Source organism: Microbacterium lacticum, from assembly GCF_006716815.1.
GTDB lineage: Bacteria > Actinomycetota > Actinomycetes > Actinomycetales > Microbacteriaceae > Microbacterium > Microbacterium lacticum.
This window is the reverse complement of the sequence record NZ_VFPS01000008.1, coordinates 55,344-72,825: the sequence shown is the minus strand read 5'-3', so window position 1 is coordinate 72,825 and position 17,482 is coordinate 55,344. Positions and strand designations below refer to the sequence as shown.

Annotated in this window: 10 protein-coding genes and 1 pseudogene; all 11 read left to right on the top strand. The window is 70.6% G+C overall.

Annotated elements, in window-relative coordinates; translation table 11 throughout:
* Positions 1-2: 2 nt before the first annotated feature.
* The 11 genes and pseudogenes from FHX68_RS14805 (at position 3) to FHX68_RS14755 (ending at position 17,479) form a co-directional block, all read left to right on the top strand.
* Positions 3-1,787: an ABC transporter ATP-binding protein gene (locus tag FHX68_RS14805; protein WP_141380410.1), complete on the top strand. Its 1,785-nt coding sequence runs from the start codon at positions 3-5 to the stop codon at positions 1,785-1,787.
* The gene (locus FHX68_RS14800) at positions 1,784-3,139 is read left to right on the top strand and encodes a class I adenylate-forming enzyme family protein (protein WP_141380411.1); all 1,356 of its coding nucleotides are present in this window, start codon (positions 1,784-1,786) and stop codon (positions 3,137-3,139) included. The genes FHX68_RS14805 and FHX68_RS14800 overlap by 4 nt, the downstream gene beginning before the upstream one ends.
* Positions 3,136-4,464: a condensation domain-containing protein gene (locus FHX68_RS14795; protein ID WP_141380412.1), complete on the top strand. Its 1,329-nt coding sequence runs from the start codon at positions 3,136-3,138 to the stop codon at positions 4,462-4,464. Before FHX68_RS14800 ends, FHX68_RS14795 begins: the two co-directional genes overlap by 4 nt.
* A complete protein-coding gene (locus FHX68_RS14790; protein WP_141380413.1) occupies positions 4,461-4,736 on the top strand; it encodes a phosphopantetheine-binding protein in 276 nt (91 codons plus the stop codon). The genes FHX68_RS14795 and FHX68_RS14790 overlap by 4 nt, the downstream gene beginning before the upstream one ends.
* Entirely contained in the window at positions 4,729-7,239 is a 2,511-nt protein-coding gene (locus tag FHX68_RS14785; RefSeq protein ID WP_141380414.1) for a lantibiotic dehydratase, read from the top strand. The genes FHX68_RS14790 and FHX68_RS14785 overlap by 8 nt, the downstream gene beginning before the upstream one ends.
* A gap of 19 nt (positions 7,240-7,258) precedes the next feature.
* Positions 7,259-10,480, top strand: a complete 3,222-nt coding sequence (locus FHX68_RS14780) for an AMP-binding protein (RefSeq protein WP_170214228.1) — start codon at positions 7,259-7,261, stop codon at positions 10,478-10,480.
* Positions 10,477-13,191 carry an excinuclease ABC subunit UvrA gene (locus FHX68_RS14775; RefSeq protein WP_141380416.1) on the top strand — a complete coding sequence of 905 codons (2,715 nt, stop codon included), beginning with the start codon at positions 10,477-10,479 and terminating at the stop codon, positions 13,189-13,191. Before FHX68_RS14780 ends, FHX68_RS14775 begins: the two co-directional genes overlap by 4 nt.
* A complete protein-coding gene (locus tag FHX68_RS14770) occupies positions 13,130-14,734 on the top strand; it encodes an amino acid adenylation domain-containing protein (RefSeq protein WP_141380417.1) in 1,605 nt (534 codons plus the stop codon). Before FHX68_RS14775 ends, FHX68_RS14770 begins: the two co-directional genes overlap by 62 nt.
* Positions 14,715-15,896, top strand: a complete 1,182-nt coding sequence (locus FHX68_RS14765) for a hypothetical protein (RefSeq protein ID WP_141380418.1) — start codon at positions 14,715-14,717, stop codon at positions 15,894-15,896. The genes FHX68_RS14770 and FHX68_RS14765 overlap by 20 nt, the downstream gene beginning before the upstream one ends.
* Positions 15,883-16,101, top strand: a complete 219-nt coding sequence (locus FHX68_RS14760) for a hypothetical protein (RefSeq protein WP_141920325.1) — start codon at positions 15,883-15,885, stop codon at positions 16,099-16,101. Before FHX68_RS14765 ends, FHX68_RS14760 begins: the two co-directional genes overlap by 14 nt.
* 58 nt (positions 16,102-16,159) lie before the next feature.
* Positions 16,160-17,479, top strand: a pseudogene (locus FHX68_RS14755) (ISL3 family transposase).
* Positions 17,480-17,482 lie beyond the last annotated feature (3 nt).

The following is a 17,482-nucleotide window of genomic DNA, read 5'->3' as shown; positions in this document are numbered from 1 at the left end:
CCGTGTCGCACATCTTCACCGCCCTGGAGCCGGATGCCTACGACCGCCGGTACCGTGATCGGCAGATCCTCGGCCGGCTGCTCGAACGGATCCGACCGCAGCGTGGCCGGGTCGCAGTGGTCGTGGCGTGCCTCGTGCTCGGGGCGGCCGCCGGTGCCGGCGTGCCCTACTTCCTCGCGCAGATTGTCGGCACGATCGAGAGCGACACGAGCGTCTGGCCGCCGGTGCTCTGGCTGGCGGCCGCGGGTCTCGCGAGCTGGCTCGTGTTCGTCGTCGGGCAGATCTTCTCCGGGGCCGTCGTGCAGGATCTGCTCGCCGAACTCCGGGACGACACCTTCGAGGCGGTGACACGCAAGAACCTCGCCTTCTTCGACAGCACCGCCTCTGGCTCGCTCGTGAGCAGGATCCTCACCGACACGCAGTCCTTCGCGAACGCTCTCCAGATCGGCATCGATGTCGTCGGCCAGTTCCTCCTGGTGATCGTCATGGCGGCGGTGCTGCTGTTCGTCAATCCGCTGCTCGCCGGGATCACGGTCGTCCTCGCGCTCGTCATCGTGCTCGTCACGATCGGCTTCCGGCGGATCTCGCGCACGGCGTCGCAGCGGGAGGCGCGGGCGGTGGCGCAGGTGAACTCCTTCGTGCAGGAGGCCATCGCCGGCATCGCCGTGGCGAGGAACTTCCGTCAGGAGAGCGCGACCGCGGCCGGACTCGCACAGGTCAACGACACCTGGTACCGGGCCGCCCTGCGCCTGAACCGGCTGTTCAGCGGCATCATCCCGTTCCTCATGACGCTCACGGGGCTCGCGACGGTCGCGGTGGTCTGGTTCGGCGGGCAGGCCGTCGCTGCGGGCAGCATCCCGGTGAGCGAGCTCTTCCTCTTCCTCGAGACGCTTGCGCTCTTCTGGTTCCCGCTCACCGGCGTCGCGTCGTTCTGGAATCAGTTCCAACAGGGGCTGGCGGCCGGCGAGCGCATCATGGCGCTGCAGGACGCGGAGCCGAGCGTCGTGCAGCGCGCAGAGGAGCCGGTGGCATCGGTCGCCGGAGACTTCCAGTTCGAGGGCGTGATGCTCGAGTACCGTCCGGGAGTTCCGGTGCTGCGCGGCCTCGACCTACATGTACCGGCCGGATCGACGGTCGCCCTCGTGGGCGAGACCGGTGCGGGCAAGTCCAGTGTGCTGCGAGTGCTCGCCCGTTCCTACGAGTTCGGAGACGGCCGCGTGACCGTGGACGGACGCGACATCCGCAGCCTCGACCTCGAGCAGTACCGGGCTCGGTTGGGTGTCCTGCCCCAGCAGCCGTTCCTCCTCACCGGGACAGTGCGGGAGAACATCGCGCTCGGTCGGCTGGGCGCCGCGGATGCCGAGATCCGGGCCGTCGCGGAGCGGATCGCCGACGGCGAATGGCTCGGCGATCTGGAGGCGGGGCTCGACACCGAGGTGCAGGAGGGCGGCAAGAACCTGTCGGTCGGGCAGCGGCAGCTCGTCGGTCTCGCGCGGGTCATGCTGCAGGACCCCGACGTCCTCCTCATGGACGAAGCGACCTCGAGCATCGATCCCGTGACCGATGCCCAGGTGCAGAAGGGGCTGCGCGACGCCACCGATTCGCGGACGACCGTGATCATCGCGCATCGGCTGCCGACCGTGCTGCACGCCGATGCGCTCGCCGTCATCGGCGACGGCAGGGTCGTGGAGTTCGGCTCCCATCCCCAGCTCATCGCGCAGGGCGGTGCGTACACGGCGCTGTACGACAAGTACTTCGGTCACCAAACGGTAGGAGCGACCTCGTGAAGACCCTGATCACCCTTCTCCGGGAATCGGCGACGCCCGAGCTCCGGATCGGCGACGCGCGGACCACACCCGCCGCGATCGCAGCCGACGCTGATCGGGCCGCCGCGCGGCTCGCGGGCGACGATAGGCCTCTTCTCCTGCAGCTCCGGAATCACCCGGCCGATATCGCGGTGCTCTTCGGCGCGGCGGCGGCCGGTCGTCCGGTGGTGCTCGCCGACCCGCAGGCGAACACGACGCTCATCGCGCAGCTGGAGCGCGCGGCCGGTCAGCAGCTCGTGCGCTGCGCCACGGCATCCGTGCTCGGCGAGGCCGGCGACGCCCTCTCGGTGGAATCCCTCATCGACCAGGGGGCCGCCCCGGCGGCGGCGCTCCCCTCTCCCGATGCCTTCGCTCCCTTCCTCTTCCTTCCCACCTCGGGCAGCATGGGTGCGCCGAAGCTGGCCGTGCATCATCAGGCGGCGCTGCTCGCCGGTGCGGAGTCGTACGTCGCGCTCTATCCGCTGCGCGATGACGCGACGGTGCTCCTGCCGCTGCCGCTCGTGCACTCCTTCGGCCTCATCGGCGGTCTGTTCCACGCGCTCGCGGCCGGCCACTCCGTGCGGCTGCTGGAGCGCTTCACTCCCGCGGGGTTCGCCGCAGCGGTCGAAGAGGATGCGCCGGCGCTCTGCCTCGGCACGCCGCTGGTCCACCAGCTCCTGCTGCGCAGCCGGGTGCTCGCGGGCGGTCTGCCGTCGGCGTGCCTCGCGCTCTCCTCGGGCGGACCGCTGGCGCCGGACGTGATCGAGCAGCTCGCCGAGATCGGACTCCTGGTGCGCGCGATCTACGGCTCGACCGAGACCGGCGTGATCGCGGCCCAGGCCGGTCAGCACCTCAGCCCCGGCACCGTCGGGGCGGCGGCACCCGGCGTCGAGATGCGCCTCGTCGAGGGAGAGCTCCTGGTGCGCACCCCCGGCCGCTTCCTCGGCTGGGCCAACGGTCCGGCGACGGCGGACGCCTGGCATCGGACGGGCGACCGCGTGCGCCTGGACGAGGACGGGACGGTCACCGTTCTGGGCAGGAAGTCGACCTTCATCAACGTGGGCGGCAAGAAGGTCAATCCCACGGTGGTCGAGAGCGTGCTGGAGCGCCATCCCTCTGTCCTCGAGGCGATGGCCGTACCGCGGGCGGTCGAGGGAGAGCAGCAGGTCGTGGCGCTGGTGGTCGCGGCGTCACCGGTGTCCGATGCCGACCTCATCGCCTGGTGCAGAGAGGCTCTGCTGCCGTACGAGGTCCCGGCGGCGATCGACCGCGTGGACGCGTTGCCGAGAACCGACAACGGCAAGCTCCGCAGGCCGACGGAGGAGACACGATGAGCGCCATGACCGTCGCGGATCTCCGCAGCGAGGTCGAGCCCTGGCCGATGACGGCCTCGGAGCAGGCGCTGTGGAACCAGTACCTGCGCGATCCGGACGACACCTCGTACCTGCTCCCGATCGTCGTCGACGTGCGGGGGCAGGACGCCACCGCCACCGTGCGGCGGGTGATGCCGCAGGTTCTCGACCGCTATCCGGTTCTGCGCAGCTCGCCGACGTGGGATGCTCCGCCCCGCTGGGCGCCAGGAACCCTGCGGCCCGGAGCCCTGGTCGACGCCACCGACCTGGGCGACGACGAGCCGGCGTGGATCGCTGCGGTGCAGGACCTCGCGTCCCGGCCGTTCGAGGACCTGTCCTCGGAGCCCCCGTGCCGGTACGGCATCGTCGCGGTGACCGAGGACCGGTGCCTGCTGTGGTTCGTCGTGCACCACATCGCGACCGACCTGCACGGCGCGGGCATCCTGCTCCAAGAGTTCCGCGCCCTGCTCGCCGGAGACACGCTGCCGGCACCCGTGCCGAGCACCGCGCTGAGCGTGGTCGAGGCCGAGTATCTCACCTCCGCCGAGCGCGCCGATGACCTGGCCTTCTGGCGCCAGGAGGCCGCCGCCCTGCCGACCATCCCGCCGCCCGACGCCGCAGGCGCGGGGATAGCGGTGCGAACGAGACATCTGGAACCAGCGGAGGCCGATGCCCTCGTCGCCGCAGCCCGCAATGCTCGTCGCCCGTTCGGCAGCGTCGTCCAGGCCGCGTTCTGCCTGGCCCTGCACCGGCTCGACTCCCGAGACGCCGTAAGCGTCGGGGTGACCTGCAACCTGCGTCACGATCCTGCCGTGGCGTTCGCGTGCGGATACGCCGTGAATACTGTTCCGGTGCGCTCGCAGCTGGGCGCCGCGAGCGTCGCGGGGTACCTTGACGACTTCGTCCCCCGATCCCGAGCGGTCCACCGCCATCAGCGCCTCCCCGCTGCGGAGATCGCCGCAGCGCGGGGAGCGGATGCGCGGAGCCCGCTCTTCGACGACCTGCTCGTCTTCACGCTCGACCGCAGCGAGGACACCCGGCAGCGCTGGCTGCTCGACCCCGATGGTCCGGATGCCGCCGCTGGACGCTTCCGGCTGCGCAGAGTCGCCGCATCGCGGGGAGCCCTCCAGTGCCGCAGCATCCTCACGGTCTGCCGAGACGCCGCGGGGCTCGGCATCTGGCTGGAGTACCGACCAGACAGCATCGCGGATCCCGAGCGGGTCCTCGACGACGTCGTCACCCGGATGCGCTTGCTGCTGAGCGACCCCGATGCCCCCATGCCGACCACCAGAGGCGAGGAATCATGAACACTCCGACAGCGACCGAGGCGATGATGCGGGAGATCTGGCAGGAAGTCCTCGACGTCGACGAAGTCGGCCTCGACGACGACTTCTATGCGCTCGGCGGCACCTCGCTCCTGACGACCCAGCTGCTCGCCGCTCTCCGGCGACGCAGCGACGTGCCGATCCGCCTCGCGCAGCTCGCCAAGGCGACCACGGTGCGAGAAGCGGCGGCGCTCCTTGACGCGGCTGCGGCGACGCAGGCTGCGGAGACCGAACATCCGGTGCGGGATGCCTGAGAGCGCGACCGTCGCCGAGACGACGACCATCCCGCTGCCGGGCGCGGAGCACTGGCGGCTCTGGCCCCGTTTCGTGCTGCGCGGCACCGGCTTCCCCGCTGAATGGTCCCGTGACCTCACGACCGATCGGCTGGCAGAGGCGCTGGACACCACCGCCCGCGGCATCGACGCGCTCGACGAGCAGAGGCAGCATCTGGTTCGGACCATGCTCGACGGACCACTGCTGTCGAAGAAGGGGCAGCGCGTGCTGAAGGCGGTGCGCGCCGGTCGCGTTCCGCTGCCGGTGACGGATGAGCCGTGGAGCGACGACCTCGCGGCATTCGCCGACGCCGCGGCGACGGCGGCCGACGCGGAGGCGCGCCTCGCCGCCGTCTTCGACGAGGAAGCGGCGAAGATCGCTGCGGCGCTGGAGCACCATGCCTCGGATCCGCGGTTCCAGGCCGCCGTGCGGTGGCAGAACCCGGAGCTCGGCGCATTCCTCGCGGAGCGCCAGGATGCGACGCAGCGCAACGTCAAGGGACGCCAGCGGCTCAACGTGATCGCCCGCTACCTGCAGCGCTACACTCTCAAGAACGACTCCATCGGGTACTTCGGATCCCACCGCTGGGGCCTGATCGACTCCGGAGACGCCGAGGAGCTGCGCCTCGTGCCCGGCCCCCTCGTCGAGGAGCGCACCACCTACCTTGAGCAGTGGTGCTTCGACGACATCGCCGACCTGGTCGCCGAGTCCTCCGACGTGCGCGCCTGGCTGCCGGCGCGGCGCCGTCCCGAGGTCGCCTTCGATGGGGAGCGCGTGCGCGTGAGCGGGAAGCTCCTCTCGCTCCCGGCTTCCCGGCTCGCCAGCATCGGCACCGTGCTCGCCGCCTGCGACGGGGAGCGTGCGATCCCCGCCCTCGCCGCGGCCATGCCGGAGGGCAGCAGACTCTCCGATCCTCAGACGCTCCGCCCTCTGCTCGAGGCGATGGAGCGCGCGGGCCTGATCACCTGGACGCTCCGGCAGCCGCTCGACATGCATCCGGGGCAGCGGCTCCTCTCGGTGATCGAGCGCTTCGCCCCCGCCGAGGTGCGCGAACGGTTCGGCGGTCTCTGCCGCGACCTGGAGACGCTGCGCCGCGCGCTCGCCTCGGCACCGGAGGAACCCGATTCCGTGTCGGAGAACATGGGCCGACTGGCCGCAACCTTCGAGCGCGCGACCGGCCTGAGCGCGAGCAGGTCGCACGGTGCGACCTACGCGGGGAGGACCCTCGCCTACGAGGACTGCCGGCGCGGCGGCGACCTGCAGATCGGCGGCGGCTTCCTCGAGCGGCACGGAGCGGCGCTCGGCCTCGTGCTCGACTCCTCGCGCTGGCTCGCGGCGGAGTACGCGCGGCGGCTCTCGCACCGCATCGACGCACTCGTGCTGAAGCTGCGGAGCAGTCATGACGTCGTCGACCTCGCCGTTCTCTGGGAGAGCGTCGTCCCGATCTTCTTCGGCAGGGATCGCTCCATGATCGAAGAGGTCAGGTCGGAGATGCACCGCCGGTGGCTGAAGGTCTTCGGCGACCTGTCTGCCGACGCCGAGGAGGTGCGCTTCCGATCCGACGAGCTCGCGGATGCCGTCGCTGCGGTGTTCGACGCCGAGGGTCCCGGCTGGGCCAGCGGCCGGTATCAGTCGCCCGACATCACCGTGGGGATGCGCCCCGACGGCACCAGCTACGCCGTGCTCGGCGAGGCGCATGTCGGATGCAACACGACGAGGAACAACCTCTTCACCCAGACCCTTGACGCCCCGTCGTGGAGTGCCGCGCGCTTCGTCGAGGACGTCCCCGAGCCGACCGTGCGCCCCACGTTCCCGCACCAGCTCATGTCGACCCCGCGCCTCGACATCGGCGTTGCGAGCGAGAAGAGCCTTCTCGCGGTCTTCGGCGAGGAGTCGACGTGGGACCTCGGCTCGCCCACCGCCTTCGCCGCGGCCGACGCGGTCGTCGGAGAAGGCGATGAACGCCATCTCGCTGTGCTCCCCGACGGCCGGCGAGTGCCGCTGCTCGACGTGTTCGCGGAGTCCATCGCCTTCGTGGTCGCCCCCAGCTTCACGATGCTGCCGCCGCGGGCATACTGGCCGCGGGTCGTGATCGACGATCTCGTCGTCTCGCGGCGACGGTGGTCGCTCGACGCGGCGGAGGTCAGTGCGCTCTCCCGCACACCGGGCGGCGGCGAGTCCGACCGTCTGCTCCGACTCGCCGTCTGGAGGCGCGGACTCGGACTGCCGCAGCGCGTCTTCGTGAAGGCGCCGACCGAGGACAAGCCCTTCTATCTCGACTTCGCGAGTCCCGAGCTCGTCGCTCTCTTCCTGAAGTCGGCGACGGCCAGCTCCGAGCGCAATGCAGGACGGATCACGGTCACCGAACTGCTCCCCGCCCACGATGACCTCTGGCTGACCGACTCCGAGCAGCACGGCCACTTCACGTCCGAGTTCCGGATCGTCGCCGTCGACCAGCGTCCGTATCGACCGAATCATGCCTGAGCAGCGGAAGGAACCAGCAATGAGCATCCCGGGTTCGCACCACGACAGCAGCAGCCGAGGCGGAGCATCCGTCATCGAATCGGAGCGGGTAGGACTCTCCGGATTCCAGCAGTCGCTCTGGACTCTGGACCAGCTCAACGGCGGTGACCCCTCCCTGCACATGGCAGCGGTGCTGCTGACCGACCGCAGCCTCGATCCCGGCCGCTTCCGCCGGGCCTTCGACGCCGTCGTCGCGCAGCATGCCGTACTCCGCGCCCACCTCCAGTTCGACGAGGGGACCCCGCACCTCGTGGCCGTCGACGACCTGCGCGTCGAGGTCACCGAGGACGGCTATTCCGGATCCAGCCTCGAGCGCGACGAGTCCGGAGTGCCCGTCGCCTTCGTGGAGCGGGCGAAGGCCCGCTTCGACCTCACCGCTGGGCCCCTGATGCGCTGTCACCTGACCGCGCACTCCGACGGGTACGCGATCGGCATCACCCTGCACCACCTCATCGCCGACGGTGTCTCGATGCAGGTGCTGATGCGCGAGCTCGCCGACGCCTACCGCGATCCGGAGGCGGAACGGCCGGCGGTGCCGCTGCCCGTTCCTGCTCCCGAGCGCGCAGACGACGTCGAGTGGTGGGCGGCGCAGTGCGAGGGTGCGACCCCCGATCTGCACCTTCCCCTCGAATCCGCCCGTGAGAGCGGGCCGCGTCGTGGCAGGGCGTCCCGCCTGCGGCTCACCCCAGACCAAGGACGGCAGATCCAGGCGCTCGCCCGCCGGGTGGGCGGCAGCGTGTTCGCCGTTCATCTCGCGGCGCTCGCGCTGCTCGCCGCCCGCACCAGCGGGGCCGAGCGTCCGGTGATCGGTGTGCCGTTCAGCGGCCGCTCGGAGGAGACGCAGGACCGCATCGGCTGCTTCGTCAGGACGATGCCCGTCGCCCCTCCGCGCGCAGACGGCGAACTCTCCGAGCGATTCGTCGAGTCCACGGGCGCGCACCTGTGGGAGGCGCTGGAGCATGAGCACGCCGCCTACGACGCGATCGCCAGGACGCTCCGGCAGCGCGGGCAGACGGTTCCCCAGATCCGTGTGCTGCTGAACATGGTGCCGTTCAGCACCGAGGGCCTAGCGCTCGGAGAGACGATGGTCGAGGTCGTGGAGCTCGACACGCTCTCGCCAAAGTTCGATGCGACGATTTACGTGCGCGACGTCGCAGGGGAGCGCGGGGCGTTCCGGCAGCTCGACCTGGTGCACGACGCCGATCGGTGGACGCCGGAGGCCGCCGAGATCTTCCTCGAGCAGTACCGACACGTGCTCGCGGCCCTCATCACCCACCCGGATGCGACGGTCGACGGCATCGCGCTGCCCGCAGCCCCGGTGCCGCAGGCCGCCGGGCCGCTGCCCATGCCCGGGCAAAGCCTCCTCGAGGCGGTCAGGGACACCTGCCGCCGCGTCCCGGACCGGCTGGCGATCCAGCAGCCCGGCAGCGAGGTGACCTACGGTCAGCTGTGGTCGATGGTGCGCGCCGGGGCCGCGAGGCTCACGGCTCACGGCGTCGGCGCGGGCGACCGCGTGGCCCTCCACGGCGACCGCGGCGCGGGTCTCGTGGCGGGGATGCTCGCCGCCTGGGCCGTCGGGGCGGGATTCGTGGTCATCCATGCCGAGGATCCGGCGGATCGCATCCTCCGGCTCGTGGCGGCGACAAGGCCCGCTGCGTTCCTGGTCACCGATCTCACCCGGGTGCTGCCGAGCGAGGTCGCGGCCGCGCTCTCGGAGCAGGGCATCCCGGTGCTCCGCCCTTCGGGTGCCCCGGTCGACGCCGACGCAGACGATCTCCCCGTCGTCGCCGAGCCCGAGATCGCCTACGTGCAGCTCACCTCCGGTTCGAGCGGACGCCCCGAGGCCGTGGCCGTCGGACCCGCCGCCCTCCGGGGATTCCTGCCGTGGTACATCAGGCAGTTCGATCTCGGAGAGGACGACCGCTTCGCCTGGTTCTCGACTCCCGGCCACGATCCCTCCCTGCGCGACGTCTTCGCCCCGCTCGTGCTCGGCGCGAGTCTCGCCGTCCCGCCGGACCAGCACACCCGGCTGCACGGCGAGCTGGCTGAATGGGCGATCGGCTCGGCCATCACGGTGGCGAACCTGATTCCGAGCCTGGTCGAGGTGTTCAGGGTCGAACTGGCCGGCCGCACGCTCGCGTCCCTGCGCCGGGTGTTCTTCGGCGGTCAGGCGCTCACCGCTGGGCATGTACGCGGTGCGCGCGAGTTCGCGCCGAACGCCGAGCTCGTCAACGGCTACGGTGCGACCGAGACGCCGCAGCTCGTCCTGTGGCATCCGCTGACGCCGGGGGATGCGGCGAGCCCGCCGCTGGGACGGACCCGACCCGACGTGTCGCTCTTCGTGCGCGCGGCGAACGGGGAGCCCGCCGCCGTCGGCGAGCCGGGCGAGCTGCTGATCTCGACCCCGTTGCTCGCCGCGGGATACCTCGACGGCGGAGACGAGGCATCTGCACGATTCGACACCGATAAGGACGGGGTTCCGCGCTACGCGACCGGCGACATCGTGCGCGTGCGCGCCGACGGACTCCTCGCCTTCGTCGGTCGCCGCGACCGGCAGGTGAAGGTCAACGGCAATCGGGTCGAGCCGAACGAGGTCGAGGCGGTGCTGGCCGCGTGCCCCGGCGTCGCGGAGGCCGCGGTGTGCCTCCCCTCGCAGCCGGCCGGCGCCGCGCTCGCCGCGCTCATCGTCCGGTCGCCGGGGAGCGACGTCGCGACGCCGGAGCTCGTGGCCTTCGCACGGGCGAGGCTGGCCGCCTGGATGGTGCCGGCGCACGTGCAGTGGACCGAGGCGCTTCCGCGGCTGGGCAACGGCAAGATCGATCTCGTCGCCGTCGAACGCGCGGTCGGCGAGATCGCGACGAGCCGGGACTTCCTGCCGCCGAAGACCGCGACCGAGGTGCGTCTCGCGGCGATCTGGCAGGAGGCTCTCGGAGGTGCTCCGGTGAGCCGCGACGCCGACTTCTTCGCCGTGGGCGGGCACTCGATCGCGGCGATCGTGGTCGTCAACCGGGTGCGGGAGGAGTTCGAGGTCGACTTCCCGATGCGCACGCTCTTCCGAGTCCCGGTGCTGCGCGATCTCGCGACGGAGATCGACGATGCCGAGCCGGGGTCGTGGGAGGGGATCTCCACGCGCGAGCGCGCCATGGTCGATCTGGACGATCTGCTCGCCGACCTGGAGGACGACACGGAGGGATCCGCATGACGAGTGACGTCACCCCGATCACGCTGCGCGGCGTGCGTCATCACAACCTCGACATCGAATCCGTGCAGATCGCCCCGCGGAGCCTGACCGTCTTCACGGGCGTCTCGGGCAGCGGGAAGAGCACGCTCGCGTTCGACACGATCTACGCGTACGGCTATCTGCAGTATCTCGAGAGCCTGTCGGCCTTCGCGCGGAGATCGCTGCCGAAACTCGCCGCGCCGCAGGTGGACTGGGTGTCCGGACTCAGCCCCACGGTGGCGATCGAGCAGAAGACCGTCACTAGGAATCCCCGCTCGTCCGTCGGCAGCCTGACCGAGATCTCCGATCGGATCCGGCTGCTGCTCTCCCGCGCTGGAGAGCACTCGTGCCCGTCGTGCGGCACGGAGGTGCATCCCCTCGGTCTGCAGGAGCACCTCGACTGGTGGGCTGCGGCCGATCTCGGGCCGGTGCCGCTGCGCGCCCACGACCCCGAGGGTGCGCAGCTGGGGGGGAGCGCTCTCCCCGACGACGCCCGGATGCCGGAGCCGATGGTGCGGGAGGTGCTCCGCGAGCAGCTGCGGGCGGGGCGGGTCGTGACGGTCCGTCGCGGCGAGGCCGTGGTCCGCCATGTCGGCGACGGTTGGACCTGCACCGGCTGCGGACGGGAGCTGGAGGAGACGTCCGCCAGCTTCTTCACCAGCAACTCGCCCGACGGGATGTGCTCGACCTGCCAGGGGCTCGGCACGGTCGTCGTGGCCACGACCGAGTCGATGGTCGCTGATCCCGGGCTGTCGGTGCTCGACGGCGCCCTCGCGTTCTTCGGCGACCGCCGTCGCAGCAAGAAGACCTGGTGGCCGCTGCGCGGGATTCCCGCCTTCCTCGCCTCCGCCGGATACTCCGTGGAGACGCCGTGGCTGCACCTGCCTCCCGCCGTCCGGGAGACGCTGCTGTTCGGCCGCACCGAGGAGCGGCTGCCAGCGGGGGCCGATTCGAGCCTCGTCGCGGAAGGAGGGCTCGCCGCGAATCTGGAGCGGCTGCACGCCGAGGGCGACGCCTCGGGGATGAGCGAGTTCTACGCCGCCTTCCTGGTCACGAAGACCTGCCCGACCTGTCAGGGCAGCCGGCTCAACGAGAGGGCGTTCTCGGTGCGCCTTGCCGGTCTCACTATCGCCGAGATCACCGCGCTGCCGATCTCGGAGCTGCCCGCCTGGCTCGACGCCGTCGAACACGATCTGGATGCGCCGTTGCTGAGGGAGATCGGCCGAGAGCTCGTGCCCCAGCTTCGCGACCGATTCCGCTTCCTCCTCGATGTCGGCCTGCACTACCTGACGCTCGCTCGACCCGCCCCGAGCCTCTCGGCCGGCGAAGGGCAGCGGGTACGGCTGGCGCGCCAGCTCAGCACCGGGCTGACCGGTGTCACCTACGTTCTCGACGAGCCGTCGATCGGGTTGCACGCCATCGACATCGGGCGCCTCATCGAGTCGTTCCGCGCGCTCGTCAGACGCGGCAACACCGTGCTGGTGGTGGAGCACGACCGGGCGACCCTCGACGCCGCGGACGAGCTCATCGAGCTGGGACCGGGGGCGGGCACGCGCGGCGGCCGGATCGTCGCTCGCGGCAGCGCGGCGGAGCTGGGGGCGAATCCCGATTCGCTCACCGGCGCGTATCTCGACGGGCGCCGCCGGGTGGGTCTGCCGGGGCGTCCTCGGCCCGCGGCCGAGGAGTGGCTCGAGTTGTCCGGCGCGACCATGCACAATCTGCGCGAGGTGAGCGCGCGGTTCCCGCTACAGCGCCTCACCTGCGTGACGGGCGTGAGCGGGAGCGGGAAGAGCTCGCTCATCCTCGGCTCGCTGCGACCGGCCATGGAGGCGATGCTGCGTTCGGAGCCCCTCCCGTCGAACCTCTCAGGACTCTCTGGCTGGCGGAATGTGCAGCGGGTGCTGACGGTGACGCAGGACACGCTGGTCGGATCCAACCGGTCCACCCCCGCTACCTTCATCGGGGTTTTCGACGAGTTCCGCCGTCGCTTTGCTGCGGCGGCGCGGACGGAGGGTCGGCGCCTGGGAGTCGGCGACTTCTCCTTCAACACGCAGGGCGTGGGCCGCTGCGACCGCTGCGGCGGGAAGGGCATGCTGAAGATCGAGATGCTGTTCATGGCCGACGCGGTCGTGCCGTGCCCGGAATGCGGCGGGCGCCGCTACAGCTCGGAGGTGCTCGACGTCCGGATCGGCGGGCACAGCATCGCCGACGTGCTCGCGGCGGAACCTGCGGTGCTGTTGCAGACCTTCGGGCAAAATGAGCGGATCGCTAGGCCGCTGCGCATGCTCATCGAGGTCGGCCTCGGCTATCTCACCCTCGGACAGGACACCGCGACGCTCTCGGGAGGCGAATCGCAGCGCCTGAAACTCGCGCGGGAGCTGCTCAAGGCGCGCGCGGGCAGGGTCCTCTACCTCATCGACGAGCCCACGACCGGCCTGCACTTCCAGGACATCCAGCTTCTGCTCGAAGTTCTCGACCGTCTCGTGGACCGCGGCGACACCGTTGTGGTGATCGAGCATGATGCGGAGTTCGTCGCGGCGGCCGACTGGGTCGTCGACCTCGGGCCGGACGGCGGAGCGGGCGGCGGGCTGATCTGCGACGCCGGAACGCCGGACGAGATCGCGTCGCGGGATGCGGCGAAGATCGCGCCCTATCTGCGCGAGCTGCGGGATCGGAGCCGTCATGCTCGATGACGTCCTCCACCGCATTCTCGGTCACTGCTCCGCGCATCCGGAGGAACCGGCGGTGACCACCGAATCCGCGACGATGAGCTACGGCGAGCTCGACCGCCGCAGCTCAGGCATCGCCGCATTCCTGCGTGGTCAGGGAATTAGCGCGGATTCGATCGTGGCCGTGCAGCTCGCGCGCACCCCGCTGCTCATCGCGACGCTTGTCGGCATCCTCCGCGCCGGCGCCGCCTGGACGACCCTAATGACCAACCTGCCGGCGGCACGGCGGGACCGCATCCTGGCTGAGACGGGGTGCTCGATCGTCTTCGTCGACCACCCGGAGCAGGTGTCGCTGCCGGGTGCCGTGCGCGCGGTGTCTCCCGCGCAGGTGCCGGATGCGGTGCCGCCCGCGGCGGGCGCCGCAACGGTATCGCGCGACTCCCTCGCATACTGCCTGTTCACGTCGGGCTCCTCCGGCACGCCGAAGGGCGTTGTGGTCACCCGGGGCGCGCTCGATCGCCTGGTGGACTCGGTGGACATCCTCTTCGGCACCGCTCTGCACGGCCGCATCGCGTGCACGACGGCGCAGTCCTTCGACGTCTTCAACTTCGAGCTGTTCGGTGCGCTGGCGAATGGGGGCGAGCTCGTGCTCCTTGAGTCCCTGCTCGACCTCTCGGGGCTGCCGGCCGACCTGCGGCCGGAAATTATCTCGGGGGTACCATCGGCGCTCGGGGAGATCGCCGCGCTCGGCGACCTCCCCTCGTCCGTCCGCATCGTCGTGTCGGCGGGCGAGCCGCTCTTCCGGGCAGCCGCGGAATCGCTCACGGCGAGCGGTCTGCAGGTCTGGAACGCTTACGGGCCGACCGAGTGTACGGTCTTCGCGATGTGCGACCTCGTCGAGGACCTCGACGACATCACCATCGGCGTCCCTCTCGAGCACGTCGGTGCCCTCGTGCTCGACGAGGACCTCCGCGAGGTTCCCGCGGGTGCCGTGGGTCAGCTCCATCTCACCGGTCCGCAGCTCGCACGCGAGTATCTGCACCGGCCCGCCCAGACGGCGGAGCGCTTCCTGCCCTTCCCGGCGGGGGAGCCGGGCGACAGGATGTACGCCACCGGCGATCTCGTCGTGCGCGGCGAGGACGGGCGTCTTCGCTACCGCGGCCGGGCCGACAACCAGGTGAAGGTGCGGGGATACCGCATCGAGCTGGAAGAGGTCGAGTCGGTGCTCGGGAGCCACCCGGCGGTCTCCGCCTGCATCGCGCACGTCGACCGACGTCGAGACGATGCGAGGCTCGCCGCCGCCATCACGCTGACCGGCGAGGTGGCCGTCGCCGACGTGGTGGCGCACGCCCGCCGCCACCTGCCCCGCTACATGGTGCCGGATACCGTGCAGGTCGTCTCCTCGCTTCCGAGGAACGGCAGCGGCAAGATCGACCGGCGCGCGTTCGCGTCGCTGGTCGCGCCGGGACGGAGCGATCCTCCCCTGCAGACCCTGACCATTGACAGCCAGACAACGCGCCGATCGGACGAGAGGGACAACAATGAGGATGATCGCAACGGACCGTGACGACTTCGAACGGGAGCTCACGAAGCTGCTGCCGGATGAGCTCCACGACGTTCGGACGAGATTCGAGCGCATCGACGAGCACAAGGATGGCTCCTTCGCGGTGAGCGACGTCGGGTACATGCTCTACGGCAACGGCTGCAACCTGCGCGGCAGCAGCAGCCGGTACCCCGCGGGGCTGCTGTACGACGACGGCGAAGCGGTCTTCGGCGTCGGCTACTTCTCCAAGGAGGGCAGCCTGCGAAAGCACCTCCACATCATCGCCCCACGCGGCGAGGGCGCACCGGAGGCGGTGGCGAAGGTGGTCGGTCTGGTGCGGGACAACGCGCTCTCCGATGCGTCGGTCTACCTCCGGCACCTGGACGATGCACAGCGCGAGGCCTTCCTCGCCGACGGCTACCGGGAGATCGACACCGATCCCTGGCACCATCTCGCGCCGGAAGAGGACGAGTCGTACCCGAACCGCGTGTTCCGTCTCGATGACCTCCTTGCCGCGAACGAGCAGGGCGACCTCGAGGTGCGGACGCTCTCGAGCGAGGCTCACCGCAGCTTCCGCACGAAAGGCAAGCAGGCTCATCGACGGTTCCAGAACTTCCTCGACCGCGAGGGGCTCCGCTTCGAACTCGTTCCGCACACCTACTCCGAGGCGGACTGCCGCACCGGCTACGGCATTGTGAACGAGTACTTCGAGGCGCGTCGTCAGCAGGGCGCGCTCATCGGGAGCACCCCAGAGGACTACTGGCCGGTGGTCCACCAGCAGCCCCACGGCACGGCCGAGCATGACTACTTCGCCTACCGGGGCTACCTGGTGGGAGAGGGGGTGCGGGAACCGGTGGCGCTGTTCGTCGGGGAACGCACCGGCGCGCAGAGCGCGGGGCTGTACTGCACGCTCACGCTGCGGTTCCCCCAGCGCCTCGCCCTGGCCGTCGAAGACCACCGCGGCTTCACCGCGATCCCGCAGTTCGTCTGGCTCGAGGTCTTCAAGCGGCTTCATCGCGCCGGCATCCGGGAAGTGGATGCGGGTGGCTCGGAGACCCTCGGCCTCGACGATCAGAAACGCCAGCTCGGTGGGCAGGCGCGCAAGACCCATTGGGTGGTGTTGCCGGAGATGCAGGAGCGGATCCTCGCCGGCGCCGGAAAGGGGACGAACGATGGCGAACGCTGAGCCGCGCACCGCGGAGACGATCGACTCGGCGGAGTTCGACGTGCTGCTAGTCGGCATGGGCTATGTCGGGGTGACGCTGACAGCGGCGATGCTCGAATCCGGCTACCGCGTCCTCGGCTACGAGAGCAAGTCGGAGTCGGCCCGTCTGCTGGCTCTTCGGACTTCCGGTGGGGGTGAGGCTCGCCGGGTGAGTTCGGGCGGGTAGGGGTCGAGGTCCCCGAGGATCAGTAGCGCCAACTGCTGCTCCAACCGAGGACCTCGACGTGTCTCACCATAGTTCGGGGTGCGCTGATGCGCGCTCTGCCGCTTGCCCGTGCTCCCGCTGCGATCTGCTGCTCGGTCTCGACGGCGTCCATGTCGAGGCGGTCGAGCGTCTGGACGGGCTGCTGGTGGTGACGGTCTCGAGCCCCGCGGCGCCGGCCGGTTGCCCGTCGTGAGGGGTGCTCGCTGTCGGTCGGGGTCGCCGCCGCCGCGTTCTTCACGACGTGCCCGGCGCGACGCGGGTGCGACTGATCTGGCGGCAGCGGGTGTGGCGTTGTGATGATCCCGACTGCATGAGGAGGACGTTCGTGGAGCAGGTCCCGACCCTGGTCGCCGCGCGCGGGTCGATCACCATGCGCGCGGTGACGTGGGCGATCGGGCAGCTGCGCCGCGAGCACGCCACGATCGCGGGCCTGGCCCGACAGCTGGGCACGTCGTGGAAGACGGTGTGGCGGGCCGTTGAGCCCGAACTCGTCAAGCTGGCTGCCGACGAGTCCCGGTTCGAGAACGTCACCACCCTCGGCGTCGACGAGCACATCTGGCATCACGTCGACTCCCGCAAGCGCGGCCCGAAGGAGCTGACCGGGATGGTCGACCTGACCCGGGATGAGCACGGTCGCACCCGTGCCCGGCTGCTCGACCTCGTGCCGGGCAGATCGGGGAAGGCCTACGCGGCCTGGCTCGACGAGCGCGGCGACGCGTTCCGGAACAACGTGAAGGTCGCGGCGTTGGACCCGTTCGCCGGATACAAGACCGCGATCGACGACAAGCTCGAGGACGCCGTCGCGGTGCTCGACGCGTTCCACGTCGTCAAGCTCGGCACCGCCGCCGTCGACGAGGTCCGCCGACGTGTCCAGCAGGACACCCTCGGTCACCGCGGCCGGAAGGGCGATCCGCTCTACGGGATCCAGACCATCCTCCGCGCCGGCGCCGAGAACCTCACCGAGAAGCAGCGGGCACGGCTGGTCGCGGCGATCGAAGCCGCCCCTGCCCATGATGAGGTGTTCGTCGCGTGGCAGTGCGCGCAGCAGCTGCGCTCCGCCTATCACCAGAAGGACCTCGCCGAAGGGCGGAAGATCGCAGAGAAGGTCGTGGAGTCGTTCCACACCTGCCCGATCCCCGAGATTGCACGCCTCGGCCGCACCCTCCGGCGGTGGACCGACGCGTTCCTGGCCTACTTCACCACCAACCGGTCATCGAACGGCGGCACCGAGGCGGTGAACGGGATCATCGAGCTCCACCGCCGCCTCGCCCGCGGCTACCGAAACCGGCACAACTACCGCCTCCGCATGCTCCTCGCCGCCGGCGGCCTCACCCCATGACCC